Origin of the sequence: Mesorhizobium sp. M0058 (assembly GCF_040323095.1) — a bacterium.
In the GTDB taxonomy this organism is placed as follows: domain Bacteria; phylum Pseudomonadota; class Alphaproteobacteria; order Rhizobiales; family Rhizobiaceae; genus Mesorhizobium.
Window position 1 is genome coordinate 255,211 of the sequence record NZ_JAMYUQ010000009.1, and the last position, 19,276, is coordinate 274,486.

The following is a 19,276-nucleotide window of genomic DNA, read 5'->3' on the forward strand; positions in this document are numbered from 1 at the left end:
TCCGTGTGTGGAATGAGCGCGCATATAGAGGGGAAGCGCTGCAAACGCAAGCGGTGAGGTGCTTCATCGCTCAGCGTGCGGCAATCAGCGCTCCGGTGCCGATCATGGCGCTGCCGGCGAACCGGTTAATCAGCCGCATGCGTTCGGGCGTCCTGAACCAGCCGGATGCCCTGCCCGCCAGCGCGGCGTAGATGCCCATGGTGAGAATATTGGCGCCGACGACGACTGCCACCACCAGCAGGCCGTCGGCAAACGTCATGGTGTCGAGGTTGAGGATCAGCGGCATGATCGAGGCGTGGAACAGGATCGCCTTCGGGTTGCCGAGCGCCACGGAGGCGCCAAGCAGGAACGAACGCGACAATCCGGTTTGGGGGATTCCTTGCGCGGCCGATTGCGCGGCCGCGGCCCGCCACATCTTGATGCCGAGGAAAATCAGGTAGGCCGCACCGGCGTATTTCAACAGGAGAAACACCCATTCGAAGGTCTGGGCCAGCGCCACCAGCCCGAGCAGTGCCAGGGTGACCAGCACGGCATCGCCGGCGGCAATGCCCATTCCGGCGACGAACGCACGCAGGAAGCCGCGTGCCACGCCGTTGGTGATCACCGTGAACATCGCCGGTCCCGGCGTGGCGGCGGCAAGTGTGATGGCAAGGCAATAAGCCAGGAATGCCGTTAGCGTCACGATCGGCCCTTTCCGTTGGGTACCCGTACGCGCCTGAAGATCGCAACGATCTCCTCGCGGCTGCATTCGATGGCGCCGAGCCGCACCGCCCGGTCGCGCTCGAAGCCGGTTATGTCATAGTGCGGCGCCGATGTCCTGGGCGGCCCCTGGTAGGACGAACGCTTGACGCCAAGCTCGGCGGCGAAACGATGCAGTTCGTCCGTATCGTCGGCCATCAGGTGGCACCAGCGATGGCCGGCCCATTTCCAGATCGCCGCATCGACATAGACCGCCATCGGGAACTGCCATCAAGCCTGCCGTGGCCAGCGCCGCATTGTTGCTATCTCGAGACCGGGCAAGGCTTGGTCTGATCGAACAGCGACAGGTTGACCAGCTTTCCGGTCATCGAGAACTCGCCATAGTCCATTGTGAGGTCGCGGGTGATGCCGTTCTCGTGCAGCTTGAAGCTGATGCGGTATTCCGGCACCTCTTCGCCCGATTTGTCGGTCTCGTCGAAATAGGCGATGTCGACCGGCCAGTATTTGTCGCCGGCAAGTCTGGCCAGCGCCGGCGCTTCGGGGTCGGCCTTGTCGCCCTCGGCCTTCTTGCCGACGATGACGGTGGTGGTCATCACCTTGTTGGCATCCTCCGAACCGTCGAACAGGCTGGTTTCGTAGAAATTCTCGCCCTTCTCGGCCTTGCCGATCAGTTCGACCAGATGCTGGGTCGGGAACTGGGTGGCGGCGAGTTCGAGGCTGTTCTTCTCGGGCTTGTCGATATCGACCTTGAGGCCCTTGGTCTCTTTTGTGGCGGTGCCTTTGACCTCCTTGTCTAGGTTCTGGTCGACGAAGGATTTGGTCACGAACGAGAAGGTCTTGCCTTCGGCGTCCTCGAACGTGGTCGTCTGCTGGTCGGTCAGCCTGGTGTTGTCGCCGGTGGCGATCTGGGTGACGAAACGGAATTTTACCGTATAGCCCTCGCAGGGCGAGCCGTTGAACTCATAGACCATGCGGCCGGAAATCCCGGTGATGCCCGAGCGGTCCGACGCCTTGTCGAGGGTAAGATCGTAGACGGCGCGATGCGCCTGCAGCGCCGGCACGGCAAAGGCTGGAGCCATCGAGAACAGCACCGGAAAGAGAACGGCGTGGAAGGCAAGGCGCGTTGCGCGCATAAGGGGCTCCGATCGTCGCAGCTGATGGCAGGCAGCAGGTAAAGATGGTCCAGCTTAAAAAAAGTCGTGGCGGAAGCGAGGCAAAAATAGCAATTTCGGCCCGGCCAGCGCGGCGTCTCCAAGCAATAGGGAAATACGATGAGTGAAACAATCGAAAAGCGGCTAAGCGATCTCGGCGTGACGATACCTGCCGCCGCAGCGCCCGCCGCGAACTATGTGCCCTATTGCAGGTCCGGCAATCTTTTGTTCACCGCCGGGCAGTTGCCGCTCAAGGACGGCAAGCTGCAGGCAAGCGGCCTGCTCGGCCGCGACGTCGACACGGCAACCGGCAAGGAAGGCGCAAAGTACTGTGCAATCAACATCTTGGCCCAGGCAAAAGCAGCACTTGGCGATCTCGAAAAAATCCAGCGTTTGGTCAAGATTACCGTGTTTGTTGCATCAGTGCCGGATTTCGTCGAGCAGCATCTGGTCGCCAATGGCGCCTCCGATTTCCTGGTCGCGGCCCTTGGCGAGCGCGGCAAGCATGCCCGCTCCGCCGTCGGCACCGCCTGTCTGCCGCTTAATGCCGCAGTGGAAATCGAAGCCGTCTTCGAGGTCGCATGAGCAGGACCAAGACAATGACCGACCTTTCCTGGCTGACCGCCCGCCCGGTGGCGCATCGCGGCTTTCACGACATGAACAAGACGCGCTGGGAAAACACGCTGTCGGCCTTCGCTGCTGCCGCCGAGCGCGGCTATGCGATCGAATGCGACGTGCATTTGTCGTCCGACCGCGTCCCCGTCATCATTCATGACGGCGATCTCAGGCGGTTGACCGGCCAGGACGGCTTCGTCTGGCAGCGCACGGCAGCGGAACTGGCGGCGCTCAGCATCGGCGGCACCAAGGACCATGTGCCGACACTTCAGGAGGTGCTCGACCTGGTCGACGGCCGCGTGCCTCTGGTGGTCGAATTGAAGGGCGTGCCCGGCTACGACGAGGGCCTGGTGGCGAGCGTCGGCAAGATGCTGGAGCGCTACAAGGGCAAGGCGGCGATCATGTCGTTCGACCACTGGCTGGTCCGCGATTTCCCCAGGGATGCGCCAGGAATTCCGGGCGGGCTCACGGCCTATGGCAAGGACAACCAGTTGATCGAGGCGCATTTCGCCATGCTGGCGCATGACCTCGCCTTCACCTCCTATGCCGCGGGCGATCTGCCGAACCCGTTCGTCAGCTTCGTGCGCGAAAGGCTTAAAATGCCTGTCATCACCTGGACGGTGCATGACCAGCCGGCGGTGGATCTCACCTTCAAATACGCCGACCAGATGACGTTCGAAGGGTTCGAACCCGATCTGGTCAAAGTCGCCTGATGGGAGTGCCTGAAACGTGACTTGTAGCGGCCCCGACAGAGCTTAAATAAGCCTCATGGATCAGGGTGACGAAGGCGATGGGCAAACGGCGAATGCGGAGTTCTCCATCCGCGTCGCCGCCGGCATCAATGCCTTCACATGCGACGAGTGGAACGGCTTTACCGGCACAACCCGCAGCGACACAGAAAACGGCTATAACCCTCTCGTTTCATATGCTTTTCTGAGCGCGCTTGAAGATTCCGGCTGCGCCGTGCGGCGCACCGGCTGGCAAGGTCATCATCTCAGACTGGAAAATGCCCAAGGCAGATTGCTGGGCGCCGTGCCCTGCTATCTCAAATCGCACAGCCAGGGCGAATATGTCTTCGACCACGGCTGGTCCGATGCGTTCGAACGCGCCGGCGGCAACTACTATCCGAAACTGCAATGCGCCGTGCCGTTCTCTCCGGTCACCGGCCCTCGCCTGCTGGTCAGCAAGGGCGAGGACAGCGCCATTGTGAAGGCCGGTCTCGCAGCGGGCCTGAAGGCGGTGACGGAAAAGCTCGGCGTGTCCTCCGCGCATGTCACCTTCGCCAATGAAAGCGACGTTGCAACGCTGGAAGCAGCCGGCTTCCTGCACCGCACCGACCAGCAGTTCCATTTCTTCAACGAAGGCTTTTCGACCTATGACGACTTTCTCGCCACGCTGGCATCGCGCAAGCGCAAGGCGATGAAGAAGGAGCGCCGCGAGGCGCTCGCCAACGGTATCTCGATCGACCGGCTGACCGGCAAGGACCTGACCGAAAAGGCGTGGGACGATTTCTTCGCCTTCTATATGGATACCGGCAGCCGCAAATGGGGCCGGCCCTATCTCAACCGCAAGTTCTTCTCGCTGATCGGCGAGCGCATGTCCCAGGACATCCTGTTGATCATGGCCAAGCGCAATGGCCGCTATGTCGCCGGCGCCATCAACTTCATCGGCTCCGATGCGCTCTACGGCCGCAATTGGGGCTGCATCGAGGACCACCCGTTCCTGCATTTCGAAGTCTGCTACCATCAGGCCATCGACTTCGCCATCGAGCGCAAGCTGAAGGTGATCGAGGCCGGCGCGCAGGGTGAGCACAAACTGGCGCGCGGCTATCGTCCCGTGACCATGCATTCGGCGCACTACATCGCACATCCCGGCCTGCGCAATGCTGTGGCCGATTATCTCCGGCGTGAGCGGCGCGAGGTCGAGCGGATGGGCGAAATTCTGGAAGAGCATACGCCGTTCCGCAAGGATCTTGAGGAATAGCGATCCGCGCCTGCCCTCGCCTGACCATCTTACCTGACCATCTTGCCGGTCCGGGACAGCTTCGCTACACCGGGAGCATACTCCCGGAGCGCCGCCATGACCGAGGCCTACGACCCCAGCAATATCTTCGCAAAGATCCTGCGCGGCGAAATCCCCTCGCACCGCATCTACGAGGATGATGCCGTGGTCGCCTTCATGGATGTGATGCCGCAAGGCCCCGGTCACACGCTGGTGGTGCCCAAAGCACCGTCGCGCAATCTGCTCGATGCCGATCCCGCGACGCTCGGCCGGCTGTTCACCACGGTCCAAACGGTCGCGCTGGCGGTCAAAAAGGCTTTCGGCGCTGACGGGGTCACCATCCTGCAGTTCAACGAACCGGCGTCCGGCCAGACCGTCTACCACCTACATGTCCATGTCATCCCGCGGTTCGAAGGCATCGCGCTCAAGCCGCATACGGGGCAGATGGAGAAGCCCGAAGTGCTGACGGAGAACGCGGCCAGGATCCGAGCAGCGCTGAACGGTTGAGGTGGCGCGCGCCTCAGGGAGATGCGCTCAGCCACAATCCACCACGTCGGTTAGGAAAATATCAAACCACGCCGTGATAACGTGCTCCGTACCGGGATGCGTTTGGGTTTTCAAAATCGTGGAACATTCGGTTGCGACATCAGAGCCGTTGGTAAAAGCAGCTGCCGGGCGGGCCTTTCTGCGCACCTTGGCGGACGCGTACCGGCGACACCGCCTGCTGCACGCGATGGCCATCGCTGCCCTGCTTTTGGCAGCCGCGGTCGGCCTGCGCACCGGAAACATGCCGGATTTCGGCGTGCTGGAAGACTATTCCCAATACCTTCTTTTCGCTTTCTGGATCGGTGGCTGCGCCTTCGCACTCGGCAGCTTTTTTCACCTTGCACTCATCAAGCGGGATCCTGAGCCGCTCGGCACTTTTCTGCGATCGATCGGCGGCGTCTTCGGCGACGCCGAGCGCAACGCCAACAGCCTGAATGGTCTGGCCGCGTGCATTGCGCTCATATCCGCTTTCGGTGTGTTGAAAGGCGCGGTCGCGATCCTTTCGCCATTCGCATGGGATCACGCATTGGCTCAGGCCGACCGGGTGCTGCATTTCGGCCGAGCGCCCCATGAATGGCTATGGTTTATCGTCCAGTCGCCGCTCGCCGTAAGATCGTTCAACCTGGCTTACAATTCCTGGTTCGTCGTCCTTATCGCCTCGGTCTTCATCGCTTGCATCACGCGCAGGGACACGAAGCTGCGTCACCAGTTCCTGATGAGCTTCATGCTCGTGTGGATACTGGCGGGTTTTTTCCTGGCGATGGGCCTGTCTTCGGCAGGGCCGTGCTTTTACGAGCGACTGGGGCTGGGCAGCGACTATCATTCCCTGATGCAAGCACTCGCCGCCGCCGATCGCATCTATCCGATCTGGGCGCTCAGCACGCAGGACATTGTGTGGAGCGGCTATATCGGGGCGACGCCAGGCAGTCTCGGCATATCCGCCTTCCCGTCCATGCATGTAGCGATGGCGGTGCTTTTCGCGCTTTATGCAACACGCCGCTCACGGTTGGCCGGCCTTTTGATGTGGGCATTCGCCGCAATCATCATGGTCGGCTCGGTCGTCCTTGGCTGGCATTATGCCGTGGATGGCTATGCGAGCGTTCTGATTTCGATCGCCATCTGGAAGGCGTGCGGGTTCTTCCTGGGCAAGTTTGCACCCGAGGGCGTCGCCGCCTGACCTAACAACATCTGACCTGAAAAGCAGGGGCGCTGTGTCGGCAAACCGGCCAGCCAATGAAAAAAGGGCCCGTCACCGGGGCCTTTTTCATTGGCGAACTTTTTAGCTCTTGCGCGGCAGTTGCGGCACCAGGCTGCGCTTGCCGCCATCCTTGCCCTTCGGCTCGGGCTCGTCCTTGCCCTTGGGCTGAGGCTTCTGCGCCACCGCCTTCTTGGCGACGGGCTTCTTGGCCACCGCCTTGCGGGCTTTCGGCGCCTCTTCCGGCTCCTGCTTCGGCTGCACCGGGGCTTCGTCGGCCAGTGATTCGAGCTTCAGGCCGGTTTCGCCGGTTTCCTTCTTCTCGACTGTGACGCGCACCGTGCCGCCCTTCTTGAGCTTGCCGAACAGCACCTCGTCGGCCAACGGCTTCTTGATGTGCTCCTGGATGACCCGGCCGAGCGGCCGCGCACCCATGCGCTCATCATAGCCCTTGTCGGCCAGCCAGGCGATCGCGTCGGACGACAGGTCGAAGGTGACGCCCCGCTCGGAGAGCTGGGCCTCGAGTTGCATGACGAACTTCTGCACCACCTGATGGATGACCGGCACCGGCAGCGAGCCGAACGGGATGATCGCATCGAGACGGTTGCGGAACTCCGGCGTGAACAACCGGTTGATGGCCTCGACATCGTCGCCTTCGCGCTTGGTCGATCCGAAACCGATCGCCGCGCGCTGCGCATCGGATGCGCCCGCATTGGTGGTCATGATAAGGATGACATTGCGGAAGTCGATCTGCTTGCCGTTGTGGTCGGTCAGCTTGCCGTGGTCCATGACCTGCAACAGGATGTTGAACAGGTCTGGATGCGCCTTCTCGACTTCATCCAGCAAGAGCACGCAGTGCGGATGCTGGTCGACCCCGTCGGTAAGCAGACCGCCCTGGTCGAAGCCGACATAGCCGGGAGGCGCGCCGATCAACCGCGAGACGGTGTGGCGTTCCATATATTCCGACATGTCGAAGCGGATCAGCTCGACGCCGAGCGAGGCAGCCAACTGCTTGGCGACTTCGGTCTTGCCGACGCCGGTCGGGCCTGAGAACAGGTAGGAGCCGATCGGCTTTTCCGGTTCGCGCAGGCCGGCACGCGCCAGCTTGATCGCCGAGGTCAGCGCGGTGATGGCGGTGTCCTGGCCATAGACGACGCGCTTCAGCTCGATGTCGAGGCCTTGCAGCACCTTCTCGTCGTCTGCCGAAACCGTCTTCGGCGGGATGCGGGCCATCGTGGCGATCGTGGCTTCGATCTCCTTGATGCCGATCGTCTTCTTGCGCTTGGCTTCCGGCACCAGCATCTGCGAGGCGCCGGTCTCGTCGATCACGTCGATCGCCTTGTCCGGCAGCTTGCGGTCGTTGATGTAGCGGGCCGACAGTTCCACCGAAGCCTTGATCGCCTCGTTGGTGAACTTCACCTTGTGGAATTCCTCATAATAGGGCTTGAGGCCCTTCATGATCTCGATGGCGTCCTCGATGGTCGGCTCGTTGACGTCGATCTTCTGGAAGCGCCGCACCAGAGCGCGGTCCTTCTCGAAGAACTGGCGGAACTCCTTGTAAGTGGTCGAGCCGATGCAGCGGATGGCTCCCGAAGACAGCGCCGGCTTCAACAGGTTCGACGCATCCATCGCGCCGCCTGACGTGGCGCCGGCCCCGATCACGGTGTGGATCTCGTCGATGAACAGCACGGCGCCCGGATAATCCTCGAGCTCCTTGACGACCTGCTTCAGCCGCTCTTCGAAATCGCCGCGATAGCGCGTGCCGGCCAACAGCGTGCCCATGTCGAGCGCGAAGATGGTGGCGTCCTGCAGCACTTCGGGCACATCGCCCTCGACGATGCGCTTGGCCAGGCCTTCGGCAATCGCCGTCTTGCCGACGCCGGGATCGCCGACATAGAGCGGGTTGTTCTTGGAGCGGCGGCACAGCACCTGGATGGTGCGGTTGATTTCGCTCTCGCGGCCGATCAGCGGATCGATCTTGCCGGCCTTGGCCTTGTTGTTGAGGTTGACGCAATAAGCCGTCAGCGCATCCTGCTGCTGCTTCTTCTTGCCGCCTTCCTCCTGCGGCTCGGCGCCGTTCTGGCCGCCCTGCTCGTCATCGGCGCCGCGCGGCGAGCGCGTCTCCGATGCGCCGGGGCGCTTGGCGATGCCGTGCGAGATGTAGTTGACCGCGTCGTAGCGGGTCATCTGCTGTTCCTGCAGGAAATAAGCGGCATGGCTCTCGCGCTCGGCAAAGATGGCGACGAGCACGTTGGCGCCGGACACTTCCTCGCGGCCGGATGACTGTACATGGATCACGGCGCGCTGGATGACGCGCTGGAAGCCGGCGGTCGGCTTGGAATCCTCATCGTAACCGGTGACCAGATTGTCGAGTTCGGTGTCGATATAGGTCAGAACGGTGTGCTTCAGCTCGTCCAGATCGACGTTGCAGGCGCGCATAACGGCGGCCGCCTCGGTGTCGTCGATGAGGGCGAGCAGCAGATGTTCTAGGGTTGCATATTCATGGTGCCGCTCATTGGCGAGCGTCAGCGCCTGGTGAAGCGCCTTTTCCAGGCCTTGGGAGAAAGCCGGCATGTTACCTCACTTCTTCTCCATCACGCATTGCAGCGGATGCTGATTCTGTCGGGCGAAATCCATGACCTGAGACACTTTGGTCTCGGCCACCTCGAATGTATAGACCCCGCACTCGCCCACCCCATGATTGTGAACATGAAGCATGATGCGTGTGGCGGCTTCGCGGTCCTTTTGAAAAAAACGCTCCAGGACGTGAACCACGAACTCCATGGGCGTATAGTCGTCGTTGAGGATGAGGACCCTGTAAAGGCTGGGCTTCTTGGTCTTGGTCTTCGTGCGCGTAATGACGGCTGTGCCGCGACCAGCCTCATTGCCGTCGCCGTCACTTTGCATCCGCACCACGCTTGTCGTGGCAGTCAAACCTGAAGTCACGTAATCCTGCCTCTTTCGAATCCCCATGGCGAGTTCGATATGTAGGTGTTCGATGGACGATTTTAAGCCCTTCTTGTTAGCTGACAATATGGCTAGGTGGGCAAACCGAGGCGATTTTCAAAATCGTGAACCGCCAAAGCCCCGGAATTGAAACCGGCATGAAAAAACCCGGCCGCGCATCCGCGACCGGGTCTGTTTTGCAAGCCCGAAAGGCCGTGCCTGGTATTCTCGAGCGAAATTACTTCGCCTTGGCGACAATCGATTCGAAGGGCTTGTAAGCCTCCTTGGCGAGATCGGCATAGAGATCGCCGAACTTGGTCGCCTCGGCAACGAAGCTCTCATAGCTCTGCTTGGCGAAGTCGGACTGGATCTCGACCGCCTTTTCCAGCGACTTGGCGGAGAACAGCTTTTCGACCGCGGCGCTGCCGGCTTCGAAGCTCTTCTTGGTGTATTCGCCAGCTTCAGTGGCGATCGCCTGCGCGCCCTTGGAGAGCGAGGTGAAGCTCTTCAATCCGGTATCGGCAAACTCCTTGCCGTATTTCGAGAAGTCCTCGTAGGTCTGGGTCATTTGACGTTTCCCTTGGCGTTTTGAAGCGCCCTTGCCTGAGCGCGGTTGTGCAATGCACGAGAACATATTGTGCGCTGCACAAAAGTCAAGATTTCAGCGGCATCAGGCCGCGCTGCGCCGGCATCAGCTAAAATTCGAATAAAGAAAGGCTCAAGCCCGAGGAAAATGGTGAACGCGCCGGTTACCATAAACGGATTGGTAACGCTGGCTGCGATAGTTTGACAACAAGTGAGGTCGGATCCCTTTGCCGCCTCCAGGGCAATGAGTTTCAAAGGAACTATCAGTGCGTCAGGCGTTGTCGGTCTTCGGTTCAAAATCCGCATCTTCCCTCAAAACGATCATGATCCTCGCTTTGGCGATGTCATTTGTCGTTGCGGATGCCGCGTCCTCGATGGCCGCCAGGTCTTCGGCGATCGTCGTCGACGCCAAGACCGGCAAGGTGCTTTATTCGTCCGATGCCAACGGCCGGCGCTACCCGGCGTCGCTGACCAAGATGATGACGCTCTATCTGACCTTCGAGGCCATGGCGAAGGGCCGGATCAGCAGGAACACGCCCGTGCCGTTCTCGGCCAAAGCGGCGGCCGAACCGCCGACCAAGCTCGGCGTCAAGGCGGGCGGAGCGGTTTCGGTCGAGACCGCCATCCTGTCGATGGTGACCAAGTCGGCCAATGATTCGGCGACCGCGCTCGGCGAACTGCTCGGCGGCAGCGAAAGCAATTTCGCCCGCATGATGACCGCTAAGGCGCGCGCGCTCGGCATGGACGGCACCGTGTTTCGCAATGCCAACGGCCTGCCCGATCCCGGCCAGTTCACAACCGCCCACGACATGGCGATGCTTGGCATAGCGCTCAGGGAACATTATCCGCAGTATTACGGCTATTTCTCGCAGCGCTCCTTCCTTTACGGCCGCCAGCGCATCAATGGCCACAACCGTCTGCTCGGCCGCATCAAGGGCGTCGACGGCATCAAGACCGGCTATACCCGCGCCTCCGGCTTCAACCTCGTCTCGTCGGTTTCGGATGGCAACCGCCGCCTCGTCGCCGTCGTCATGGGCGGCACTTCGGGGCGCAGCCGCGACAACCAGATGGCCGGCCTGATCAACGCCTACATGCCGCGCGCATCGACCCGCGGCGGCGGCGCCCTGGTCGCCAACGCCGGCGGCGACAATCCGGTCAAGGCGCTGGCCAAGGTCTTCCTGCCCAAGCATGACGCGCCGACGCCGGATGGCAAGCCGATCGTTGAAGACGATGCCGTGGCGTCCAATGACGATCCGACATCCGCTGACGAGCAGTCTGCTGAAGGCCAGTCTGCCGACGAACAGACGGTGGCCGCGGTCGAAGAGCCCGCCCCCGTCGTCAAGACCAGGAAGGTCAAGACCGTCATCGTGACGGCGCCGAAGGTCGAAACTGCGCAGATTGTGGCTGCCTATGCCGAACCCACGCCTGTATCCCCACAGGCGGTCGACCCGGTCAACACGGCCTCGGTGCCGGCTGGTTGGGCGGTGCAGGTGGCGTCGTCGCCCAAGCAGTCCGAAGCCCAGGCTTTCCTCGACAAGACCGCCAAGCTGGCGCCCAAAGTTCTTGGGGCTGCTTCCGGTTTCACCGTCGCCTTCGAAAAGGATGGCGAGACCTATTACCGTGCCCGGTTCGGCGGCTTCCGCTCGAAGGATGCGGCCTGGAATGCCTGCAATGCCCTGAAGAAAAAGAAAATCGCCTGCTACGCCGTCCAACAGTAGGGCGGCGTCGGAACCATCTCCCGGAAATTTACTGCGTCGAAGGAGACTAGTTGTGATTGGAGAGCAAGACGTCCTTGGCTTCGTTGATCCGCGCCGCCAGGAAAGACGTGCCGCCGATGTCGGGGTGCAGGCGCTGCATCAGGCGGCGGTGCGCCTTGCGGACATCCGCCGCGGCGGCCCCCGCTTCAAGACCAAGGATCTTGTAGGCCTCCTCCTTAGTCATGGCGCCCGCACCTGGCGCAACACCCAGCCCTTCGCCACCGTTCGCCTCAGCGTCTTTGCGCCAAACGGGAAAACGGCCGTCAAGATACGTCTCTAGGAGCTGGCGGCTCTCCGGGTCGCCAGGGAGTTCGCGGTAAAGCTGCTGCAGCTCGGCCAGGCCCATCGCGCCCAGCATCTTGCCTTCATGGCGGCCGGCCAGAACCAGGCCTTCAAGCCCGCCCGTATCGTGATCAAGCTCCATTTCCAGTGCGGCGGTCCGCACCGTCGAGCGCTTGCCGGGCGCCGGCCCGACCGACGGCCGCTTCATCCGCATCGAACCGTACCAGGCAAGGGCCGCGGCCAGAATGAGGCCGGCAATGCCTTCGCGCCCGACCACCAGCACGGCAAGGCCAACCAGCGCCAGAAGCACCGGCCCGAGCGTGCGCATGCCGCTTGCCAGTTTTTGCGCATCGGCACGGACAAAGATCGTCGCCGCGCCGAGCAGCACCAGAAACAGTGCAACAAGTGCAATGATAGCGCCCATCAATTCCTGCCGCCCCTGAGATGCTCGATCAGCAGCCGATCTCCCGGCCTGTCCCTTGCCTCGAGCGCCTTCAATCCACCCGTCGCATAGACGGCAACCGCCGAAAGCAGCCCGGCCAAGGTCGCGGCAGCCCGCCGATCAAATCGGAACCAAGCCCCTTTGGACAGCCGCGCAATCTCCTGGAACGCCTTTTCTGCGCCGGGATCATGGCCTTCCTGGAAGACGAAGACGGGAACGCCGTGCAGACCGAGGCTGCCGGCCTTCTGCGCCAGGTCGTCGATATCCTCTTCCATGGCGTCGCCGATATAGACCAGAGCATTGACCTTGGCCGCCGCCGTTTCCTTCAGCGCATGCGCCAGCACCTTGCCGATCTGGGTGTGGCCGGCACGGCAGTCGATCCGCGTCATCAGCTGCTTCAGGGCATTGGTGTCGGCGACAAAAGCCGACGAGCGGCACTCGCCCAACCCGCGAAAATAGGCCAATTGGACACTGAGGGTGCCGGCCTTGCCAACGGCGTCGAACATTTCGCCCTGCAGCTTGATGGCGAGATCCCAGGTCGGCTGGCGGCTCATCGTTGCGTCGAGGGCAAGGATCAGCCGGCCCGTGCCGGTCGCGACAAGCGTCCGGGCCTGACGGATAAAGGCGTCGATCTCGCCGGCATTGGATTGAGGCTTGACCGGCGCAGGATCGGCCCTTGCGGGCACACGCTGCTTCTTGTCGCTCATAAGAAGCAAGATGTGGCGTTGTCGAGCCCCTTGCAAGTCCAGCCTTGGACAAGATGAAGGGCCAGCGCTCGACGCTCTGGGAGAAGCGGCCGCGCCCTTGGCTCTACAGCAAGCCCAGATCGGCGAGCTCGCGCTTCAGTTTCGGCGGCATCTCGACCATTCCGGCCTTGCCCTTGCCGAAATCTGCGGGCGCATCCGACGGTTTGAGATAACGCCAGCCCTGGAAGGCGCGGCGCGGCTGCCAGTCGGTGCGCACGACGTCGAGGTCGAGCATCAGGCGGCAACGGCCGATGCCTTCGTCGTCGGTGAAGGGCCTGATATCAGTGATCAGCTGGCGGCATTGCACGCTGCCCTTGATCACCCAATAAAGCGAACCGCCATCGGTGACCTCGGCGCCGCGCGCCGGCACCATGCGGGTGGTGTGCCAGTGCTCGGCGGGTTCGCCGGCGCGGCGGCGCTCATCGACGCGAAAGGCGATCCATTCTTCGAGGTCCTCGACGCTGTCGCAACCGACGCACAGTTTTAGGAGATTGAGTGCCATCGCTTAAGGTTTAGTCCGGCGCGCGATTGCGTCAACGGCCCTGCCCGACTTCTCCACAGTGCCAGTGGCGTTGCGCGGTCAGCATTCCACGACATTGACGGCGAGCCCACCAAGGCTGGTTTCCTTGTACTTCTCGTTCATGTCGAGGCCCGTCTGGCGCATTGTTTCGATCGCGGCGTCGAGCGGCACGAAATGGACGCCGTCGCCTTTGATCGCCAGAGAGGCGGCGGTGACCGCCTTGACGGCGCCGAGCGCATTGCGCTCGATGCAAGGCACCTGGACCAGACCGCCGACCGGATCGCAAGTCATGCCGAGATGATGTTCGAGCGCGATTTCGGCGGCGTTCTCGACCTGCTCGGGCGTGCCGCCCATGACGGCGCAGAGACCCGCGGCAGCCATCGCCGAGGCCGAGCCGACCTCGCCCTGGCAGCCGACCTCGGCGCCGGAGATCGAGGCATTGGTCTTGATGATGCCGCCGACGGCGGCCGCCGTGAGCAGGAAGTCGCGGATGCTCGGCTGGTCGGCCTCGGGGTGGAAATGCAGCCAGTAACGCAGCACCGCCGGCAATGTGCCGGCCGCGCCATTGGTCGGCGCGGTGACGACGCGTCCACCGGCGGCGTTCTCTTCGTTCACCGCCATGGCGTAGATCGACAGCCAGTCATTGGCCAGCAAAGGGTTGGGCTTGTTCTGCTGCCATTGCTCCTGCAGCTTGTCGTGCAGCATGCGGGCACGACGGCGCACTTTCAGCCCGCCCGGCATGATGCCGTCCTGCGACAGGCCGCGGTCGATGCAGCCCTTCATGGCGCCCCAGATCGCATCAAGGCCGTTGTCGAGCTCCTCGCGCGACATATGTGTCTCTTCATTGACGCGCTTCATGTCGGCGATAGACAGGCCGCTTTTGCCTGCCATCTTCAGCATCTCGACGGCATTCTTGAAGGGATAGGGCACCTTCTTGCCTTCTGTGGTCACCGAGCCCTTCACCTTCATCCGCTGCAGCTCTTCCTCGGACACCACGAAGCCGCCGCCGATGGAATAGTAGATGCGCTTGAGCAGCAGCCGGTCGCCGGCATCGTAAGCGTAGAAGGCCATGCCGTTGGCGTGGCCGGTGAGCGGCGTCTTGCGGTCGAGCACCAGATCCGTCGCCGGATCGAAGCGATAGGAGGGATGGCCGCGTGGCGATATCCGCTTCTCGGCGGCGATGCGCGTGGCGATTCCCTCGGCCTGATCGGGATCGACCGTCTGCGGTGTCAGGCCAGCAAGTCCGAGGACAACGGCGCGATCCGAGCCATGGCCGATACCGGTATAGGCGAGCGAGCCGTGCAGGCTGGCGCCAATGCGATCGACCTTGACGCCGGCCGGGCGCGGCCAGTCATCGCCGGCGATCTCGTCGAGAAACCGCCGCGCCGCTGTCATCGGTCCCATCGTGTGCGAACTCGACGGTCCGATGCCGATCTTGAACAGGTCGAAAACCGAAAGAAACACGCTGCGCCGTCTCCGGGAATGGGATCAAGACCTACATATAGGACTTTCCATGATGTTTGTGCTGTTTTGCGGATTGCGGCGCTGCACCTGCCGACCTTGTTTGCTCCGGCAGCGACATCACCGGCTGAAAGCGCGTCGCGCTGAAACGGATTCATGCGACGCGCTTTAAGTTCTTGTTTCAATGCATGTCGTTGTCCCAGAACCGCAGCTCACCTCTGGGCGGCATGCATTGGAGCATCGAACTGACCGCTTTGCCTGTGGTAAAAGGGGGCATGGGCGATTCCTTCCATCTGTCGACGGCTGATCTGGCGGCGCTGGCTTTCTTCCTGCTCGCATGGTTGCTGCATACGCTGGCGTCCGACGGCAGACTGGTCAGCCGGGTGTCGTTGACGATGGCCATGAACGTGCAGCGCGAGGCCTGGATGCGCACCATGGCCGAGCGCGAAATCCGCATCGTCGACACCGCCATCATGAGCGGCCTGCAGCAAGGCACCGCCTTTTTCGCCTCCAGTTCGCTGATTGCGCTCGGTGGCTGTTTCGCGCTGCTTGGCGCCTCGGATCAGGTCCTTGCCGTGCTGAACGACCTGCCGTTGAACGCGACCTCATCGCGCTCCGCCTTTCAGATCAAGGTCTTTGGCCTGGTGCTGATCCTGGCCTTCGCCTTCTTCAAGTTCGGCTGGGCCTACCGTCTCTTCAACTACTGCACGATCCTGATCGGCGCGGTGCCGATCCCCTATGGCGAGGCGTCACGCAACCCGGTCAGCGAAACGGCGGTGTGGCGCGCGGCGCGCATGAACATGCTGGCCGGCAAGCATTTCAATTCAGGCCTGCGCGCGGTGTTCTTCTCGATCGGCTATCTCGGCTGGTTCGTCGACCCGATCGTGTTCGTGCTGTCGACGCTGCTGCTTCTGGCGGTGCTGGTGCGGCGCCAGTTCTTTTCAGCGGCGCGACAAGCGGTGATCGGTCAGCCGCCCGGGCCGGGGAAAAGCTGGTCGATCCGGCCCGATAGCCAATAGGCGGCGAGGCCGATCCATTCGCGGATCGCAATGGTGGTGGTCTGCAGCGAATCGGGTGCGTTGTCGCGAAACAGGCCAAAGCCTTCCTTGCCCGAGGTGCGATAGTCGACCGGCCACGGGACCGTCTGAAAGCCGGCCTTGTCGAACAGCGCCTTGGCGCGCGGCATGTGGAAGGCGGAGGTGACAAGCAGCCAGGTCTCGCCCGGTTTCGGTGTTACCAGTTCCTTGGTGAAGACCGCATTCTCATAGGTGTTGCGGGATTTGCTCTCGAGCATCAGGCGATCGGCGTCGACGCCAAGCGCACCGAGCAGCCGCGGCGCGGTGGCCGCATCCCCCTCGCCATCGATGAACAGTTCACCGGTGCCGCCCGAGATAACCACTTTCGCCTCGGGAAAGCGCCGGGCAAGGATCGCCGCCTCCACCATGCGGTCGCCGCCGGAATTCAGCTCATAGCCGCCGCGCGCCAAGTTGATGGCGCCCTCGAAGCCGCCGCCGAGCACGACAATGCCGTCGACCTTCCGCGGCAGCGGCGGCTTTGGGAAGCGCTCTTCGAGCGGATTGAGCATCATGGCGCCAAGCGACGTCCAGGCCGACAGCGCCAGAATCAGGAAGGCGAACACACTGCCCGTCGCCGCCAATCGCCGGCGGCCGATCAGCGCCGCGAGCAAGCCGGCAAGCAGCAGGAAGATCGCCAGGTTGAGTGGTTGGACGAAGAACCAGAATACCTTGGAGAGATAGAAGAACATTGCCTGCCTATCTCCAGCTCAAATTGTGACGGCCGGTGAAGTGCTCGACCGCACTCGCTACCGCTTCCGCTTCGAGGCGGCTTAACTCCCTGCCGAATACAAGGACGCCGTTCGCGTTGGTTAAGCTGATGACTTCCGACAGTCCCACTTCGTCCGTGGGATAGGTATGGTCGAGGATTTCGACCCTAAGATGCCCTTTCAAAGGCAGTGACCACCGATTTCGCAAAGAACCCCTCACCGAGCGCACGGCTGCGGTGTCGGTCAGCCGCAGGGTTTCCCTGCCGAACACCCGCCAGATGAAATCCTTGCCCAGAAAATAGGTGAAGAGGGCAATGACCGCCACGAAGGACAGCAGGCCGAGCGTGCCGCTGGTGAGCGTTGCGGACGACATATCTGTCAATCCCATGTAGCCGGTGTAGGCGACGATCGCGGCCCCGATCAGGACAAAGACTGTCCTGAAATCCGAGGTGCGTGGCGGGTTCGTGATCAGCAGTTCGTTTCCCGTCTCGACGATGGAAATGCGAGACGGAGGCGGCATGCTACCACCACTTCTCCGGCTGGAAGGTTCCCGCCGCCTGCTCGATGACGGCGGCTGTCTGGAACAGGGTTTCCTCGTCGAAGGGACGGCCAATCAGCTGCAGGCCGAGCGGCAGGCCCTTGGCATCGAGGCCGGCAGGCACGGCAATGCCCGGCAGTCCGGCCATGTTCACGGTCACCGTGAAAATGTCGTTGAGGTACATTTTGACCGGATCGGCGGCCATGTCCTCGTCAGCGATGCCGAAGGCGGCCGACGGCGTCGCCGGCGTCAGGATGACGTCGACGCCGTCGGCAAAAACCGTCTCGAAGTCGCGCTTGATCAAATTGCGCACCTTCTGCGCCTGCAGATAGTAGGCATCGTAATAGCCTGCCGACAGCACATAGGTGCCGATCATGATGCGACGCTTGACCTCCCGACCGAACCCGGCGGCTCGGGTCTTTTCGTACATGTCGACAATGTCCTGGCCCGGCACGCGCAGGCCGTAGCGGACGCCGTCATAGCGCGCCAGATTGGATGACGCTTCGGCGGGCGCAACGATATAATAAGCCGGCAAAGCGTATTTGGTGTGCGGCAGCGAGATGTCGACGATCTCGGCGCCGGCATCCCTGAGCCAGGCAATGCCCTTCTGCCACAGCGCCTCGATCTCTTCCGGCATGCCGTCGACGCGGTATTCCCGGGGAATGCCGACCTTCATGCCCCTGATCGGTTTGCCGATCGCCGCCTCGTAATCCGGCACCGGCCGGTCGACGGAAGTGGTGTCCTTGGCGTCGACCGAGGCCATGGACTTCAGCATGATCGCGGCATCGCGCACGTCCCGGGCGATCGGGCCGGCCTGATCGAGCGACGAAGCGAAGGCGACGATGCCCCAGCGCGAGCAGCGGCCATAGGTCGGCTTGATGCCGACGGTGCCGGTGAAGGCGGCTGGCTGGCGGATCGAGCCGCCGGTGTCGGTGGCGGTGGCGCCGGCGCACAGGAAAGCCGAGACGGCGGAAGCCGAGCCCCCCGACGAGCCCCCCGGCACCAGTTGGGCATTGTCCAGCGTGCGCGCGGTCTTGGTGCCGCCGGCCGAAACGAAACCGCCATCGCCCTGATGCGTGGTCGGCATCACCACCGTGTCGAGGCGCGAACGCCGCCACGGATTGACGACAGGGCCGTAATAGGAGGTCTCGTTGGACGAGCCCATGGCGAACTCGTCCATGTTAAGCTTGCCCAGCATGACGGCGCCGTCTGCCCACAGATTGGCGGTGACGGTCGATTCGTAGCGCGGCTTGAAGCCGTCCAGCACATGGCTGCAGGCCTGGGTGTGGATACCTTCGGTGCCGAACAGGTCCTTGATGCCGAGCGGGATGCCTTCCAGCGCACCGCCCTGGCCCTTGGCGAGCCTGGCGTCGGAAGCTTTGGCCATATCGCGCGCCTTGTCGCCGGTGACGACGATGTAGGCATTGAGCACCGGATTGGCGCGCTCGATGGCACCGAGATAGGCCTCGGTGATTTCGACGGCCGAAATCTCCTTGGCGCGCAGCTTGGCGCGCGCCTGCGAAATTGTCAGATGGGTCAGTTCGCTCATCAAAGGCTCTTTTCGTAAAACACCGACCACTCGGAATCGGGATAATCCAGCACCGGCCCGCAGCGCGAGAAGCCGGCGCGTTCGTAGACGGTCCAGGCGGCGGGATGGCGGTCGCCGGTTTCAAGCACCAGGCGCTTCAGCCCTTCGCTGCGCGCCAGCGTTTCGACATGTTCGACGATCTTGGCGCCGATCTTCCTGCCCCGATGCGAAGGCCGCGTGTACATACGCTTGACCTCACCGACGCGGGCATCATGGCGCTTCAGCGCGCCGCAGCCGATGGCTTGCCCGTCGTCGCGGGCGATAAAGACGGTGGTGTCGTCGCCAGCCATCTGCTCGACCGTCAGATGGTAGCAATGCTCCGGCGGCGTCAGTTCGAGCAGAGCCGCGTTGAGCTCCTCGACCAAAGCGCGGACATCGTCCTGCAGCGGCGTTTCGATCGCGATCTCGATTGCCATCGGCC

The 19,276-nt window shown here is 62.5% G+C and carries 22 protein-coding genes; 7 read left to right on the forward strand and 15 right to left on the reverse strand.

The genetic code is table 11. The annotated features are described in order from the left end of the window. Positions 1-70: 70 nt before the first annotated feature. Genes NKJ75_RS17800 through NKJ75_RS17810 form a run of 3 tightly spaced genes read right to left on the reverse strand, consistent with a single transcriptional unit; the run spans position 71 to position 1,832 of the window. A complete protein-coding gene (locus tag NKJ75_RS17800; RefSeq protein ID WP_023688582.1) occupies positions 71-682 on the reverse strand; it encodes a LysE family translocator in 612 nt (203 codons plus the stop codon). Next, positions 679-957 carry a DUF4031 domain-containing protein gene (locus tag NKJ75_RS17805; protein ID WP_023671020.1) on the reverse strand — a complete coding sequence of 93 codons (279 nt, stop codon included), beginning with the start codon at positions 955-957 and terminating at the stop codon, positions 679-681. Before NKJ75_RS17805 ends, NKJ75_RS17800 begins: the two co-directional genes overlap by 4 nt. A gap of 44 nt (positions 958-1,001) precedes the next feature. After that, complete coding sequence (locus NKJ75_RS17810) at positions 1,002-1,832, reverse strand: cell envelope integrity EipB family protein (protein WP_023745115.1); 831 nt, start codon at positions 1,830-1,832, stop codon at positions 1,002-1,004. A 138-nt stretch (positions 1,833-1,970) separates the two neighbouring features. On the opposite strand from NKJ75_RS17810, the gene NKJ75_RS17815 reads away from it, so the two are divergent. The 5 genes from NKJ75_RS17815 (at position 1,971) to NKJ75_RS17835 (ending at position 6,189) form a co-directional block, all read left to right on the forward strand. Continuing rightward, on the forward strand, positions 1,971-2,435 hold the full coding sequence (locus tag NKJ75_RS17815) for a RidA family protein (RefSeq protein ID WP_023693441.1): 465 nt from the start codon (positions 1,971-1,973) through the stop codon (positions 2,433-2,435). Positions 2,436-2,449: 14 nt separating this feature from the next. Further along, the gene (locus tag NKJ75_RS17820; RefSeq protein WP_023745116.1) at positions 2,450-3,178 is read left to right on the forward strand and encodes a glycerophosphodiester phosphodiesterase; all 729 of its coding nucleotides are present in this window, start codon (positions 2,450-2,452) and stop codon (positions 3,176-3,178) included. A 55-nt stretch (positions 3,179-3,233) separates the two neighbouring features. Then, entirely contained in the window at positions 3,234-4,448 is a 1,215-nt protein-coding gene (locus NKJ75_RS17825) for a GNAT family N-acetyltransferase (protein ID WP_023745117.1), read from the forward strand. 96 nt (positions 4,449-4,544) lie between these two features. Continuing rightward, positions 4,545-4,973 (forward strand): HIT family protein, encoded by a 429-nt coding sequence (locus NKJ75_RS17830; protein ID WP_023745118.1) that lies wholly within the window; start codon positions 4,545-4,547, stop codon positions 4,971-4,973. A gap of 1 nt (position 4,974) precedes the next feature. Further along, positions 4,975-6,189, forward strand: coding sequence for a phosphatase PAP2 family protein (locus tag NKJ75_RS17835; RefSeq protein ID WP_245274155.1), 1,215 nt, complete (start codon positions 4,975-4,977; stop codon positions 6,187-6,189). A 102-nt stretch (positions 6,190-6,291) separates the two neighbouring features. Here the strand turns inward: NKJ75_RS17835 and clpA are convergent, their stop codons facing one another. The 4 genes from clpA to NKJ75_RS17855 all read right to left on the reverse strand — a co-directional run bounded on the left by clpA (position 6,292) and on the right by NKJ75_RS17855 (position 9,993). Further along, positions 6,292-8,781 (reverse strand): ATP-dependent Clp protease ATP-binding subunit ClpA, encoded by a 2,490-nt coding sequence (gene clpA, locus NKJ75_RS17840; protein WP_023671013.1) that lies wholly within the window; start codon positions 8,779-8,781, stop codon positions 6,292-6,294. Positions 8,782-8,787: 6 nt separating this feature from the next. After that, on the reverse strand, positions 8,788-9,114 hold the full coding sequence (gene clpS, locus NKJ75_RS17845) for an ATP-dependent Clp protease adapter ClpS (protein ID WP_023671012.1): 327 nt from the start codon (positions 9,112-9,114) through the stop codon (positions 8,788-8,790). 277 nt (positions 9,115-9,391) lie between these two features. After that, positions 9,392-9,721: a phasin family protein gene (locus tag NKJ75_RS17850; RefSeq protein WP_023671011.1), complete on the reverse strand. Its 330-nt coding sequence runs from the start codon at positions 9,719-9,721 to the stop codon at positions 9,392-9,394. Further along, entirely contained in the window at positions 9,718-9,993 is a 276-nt protein-coding gene (locus tag NKJ75_RS17855; RefSeq protein WP_155923559.1) for a hypothetical protein, read from the reverse strand. The genes NKJ75_RS17850 and NKJ75_RS17855 overlap by 4 nt, the downstream gene beginning before the upstream one ends. A 68-nt stretch (positions 9,994-10,061) precedes the next feature. On the opposite strand from NKJ75_RS17855, the gene NKJ75_RS17860 reads away from it, so the two are divergent. Next, positions 10,062-11,456 carry an SPOR domain-containing protein gene (locus NKJ75_RS17860; RefSeq protein WP_502896558.1) on the forward strand — a complete coding sequence of 465 codons (1,395 nt, stop codon included), beginning with the start codon at positions 10,062-10,064 and terminating at the stop codon, positions 11,454-11,456. 46 nt (positions 11,457-11,502) lie between these two features. On the opposite strand, the gene NKJ75_RS17865 is transcribed toward NKJ75_RS17860, so the two are convergent. The 4 genes from NKJ75_RS17865 to NKJ75_RS17880 form a co-directional block, all read right to left on the reverse strand. Then, positions 11,503-12,201, reverse strand: coding sequence for a DnaJ domain-containing protein (locus tag NKJ75_RS17865; RefSeq protein WP_023700739.1), 699 nt, complete (start codon positions 12,199-12,201; stop codon positions 11,503-11,505). Beyond that, positions 12,201-12,926, reverse strand: a complete 726-nt coding sequence (locus NKJ75_RS17870) for a hypothetical protein (RefSeq protein ID WP_023834117.1) — start codon at positions 12,924-12,926, stop codon at positions 12,201-12,203. Before NKJ75_RS17870 ends, NKJ75_RS17865 begins: the two co-directional genes overlap by 1 nt. 103 nt (positions 12,927-13,029) lie before the next feature. Further along, positions 13,030-13,467, reverse strand: coding sequence for a DUF1489 family protein (locus NKJ75_RS17875; RefSeq protein ID WP_023688589.1), 438 nt, complete (start codon positions 13,465-13,467; stop codon positions 13,030-13,032). Between the two features lie 78 nt (positions 13,468-13,545). Then, on the reverse strand, positions 13,546-14,949 hold the full coding sequence (locus tag NKJ75_RS17880) for an L-serine ammonia-lyase (protein WP_023726659.1): 1,404 nt from the start codon (positions 14,947-14,949) through the stop codon (positions 13,546-13,548). 272 nt (positions 14,950-15,221) lie between these two features. Between NKJ75_RS17880 and NKJ75_RS17885 the strand changes: the two genes are divergently transcribed. Then, the gene (locus tag NKJ75_RS17885) at positions 15,222-15,965 is read left to right on the forward strand and encodes a DUF599 domain-containing protein (RefSeq protein ID WP_023671004.1); all 744 of its coding nucleotides are present in this window, start codon (positions 15,222-15,224) and stop codon (positions 15,963-15,965) included. Here NKJ75_RS17885 and NKJ75_RS17890 read toward each other — a convergent pair. Genes NKJ75_RS17890 through NKJ75_RS17905 form a run of 4 tightly spaced genes read right to left on the reverse strand, consistent with a single transcriptional unit; the run spans position 15,914 to position 19,271 of the window. Continuing rightward, a complete protein-coding gene (locus NKJ75_RS17890; protein WP_023688591.1) occupies positions 15,914-16,711 on the reverse strand; it encodes a YdcF family protein in 798 nt (265 codons plus the stop codon). The two genes, NKJ75_RS17885 and NKJ75_RS17890, sit on opposite strands and share 52 nt — an antisense overlap. Before the next feature lie 7 nt (positions 16,712-16,718). Beyond that, on the reverse strand, positions 16,719-17,249 hold the full coding sequence (locus NKJ75_RS17895; protein WP_023671002.1) for a hypothetical protein: 531 nt from the start codon (positions 17,247-17,249) through the stop codon (positions 16,719-16,721). A gap of 1 nt (position 17,250) precedes the next feature. After that, the gene (locus NKJ75_RS17900) at positions 17,251-18,816 is read right to left on the reverse strand and encodes an amidase (RefSeq protein WP_023688592.1); all 1,566 of its coding nucleotides are present in this window, start codon (positions 18,814-18,816) and stop codon (positions 17,251-17,253) included. Beyond that, the gene (locus NKJ75_RS17905; protein WP_023671000.1) at positions 18,816-19,271 is read right to left on the reverse strand and encodes a GNAT family N-acetyltransferase; all 456 of its coding nucleotides are present in this window, start codon (positions 19,269-19,271) and stop codon (positions 18,816-18,818) included. Before NKJ75_RS17905 ends, NKJ75_RS17900 begins: the two co-directional genes overlap by 1 nt. Positions 19,272-19,276: the final 5 nt, after the last annotated feature.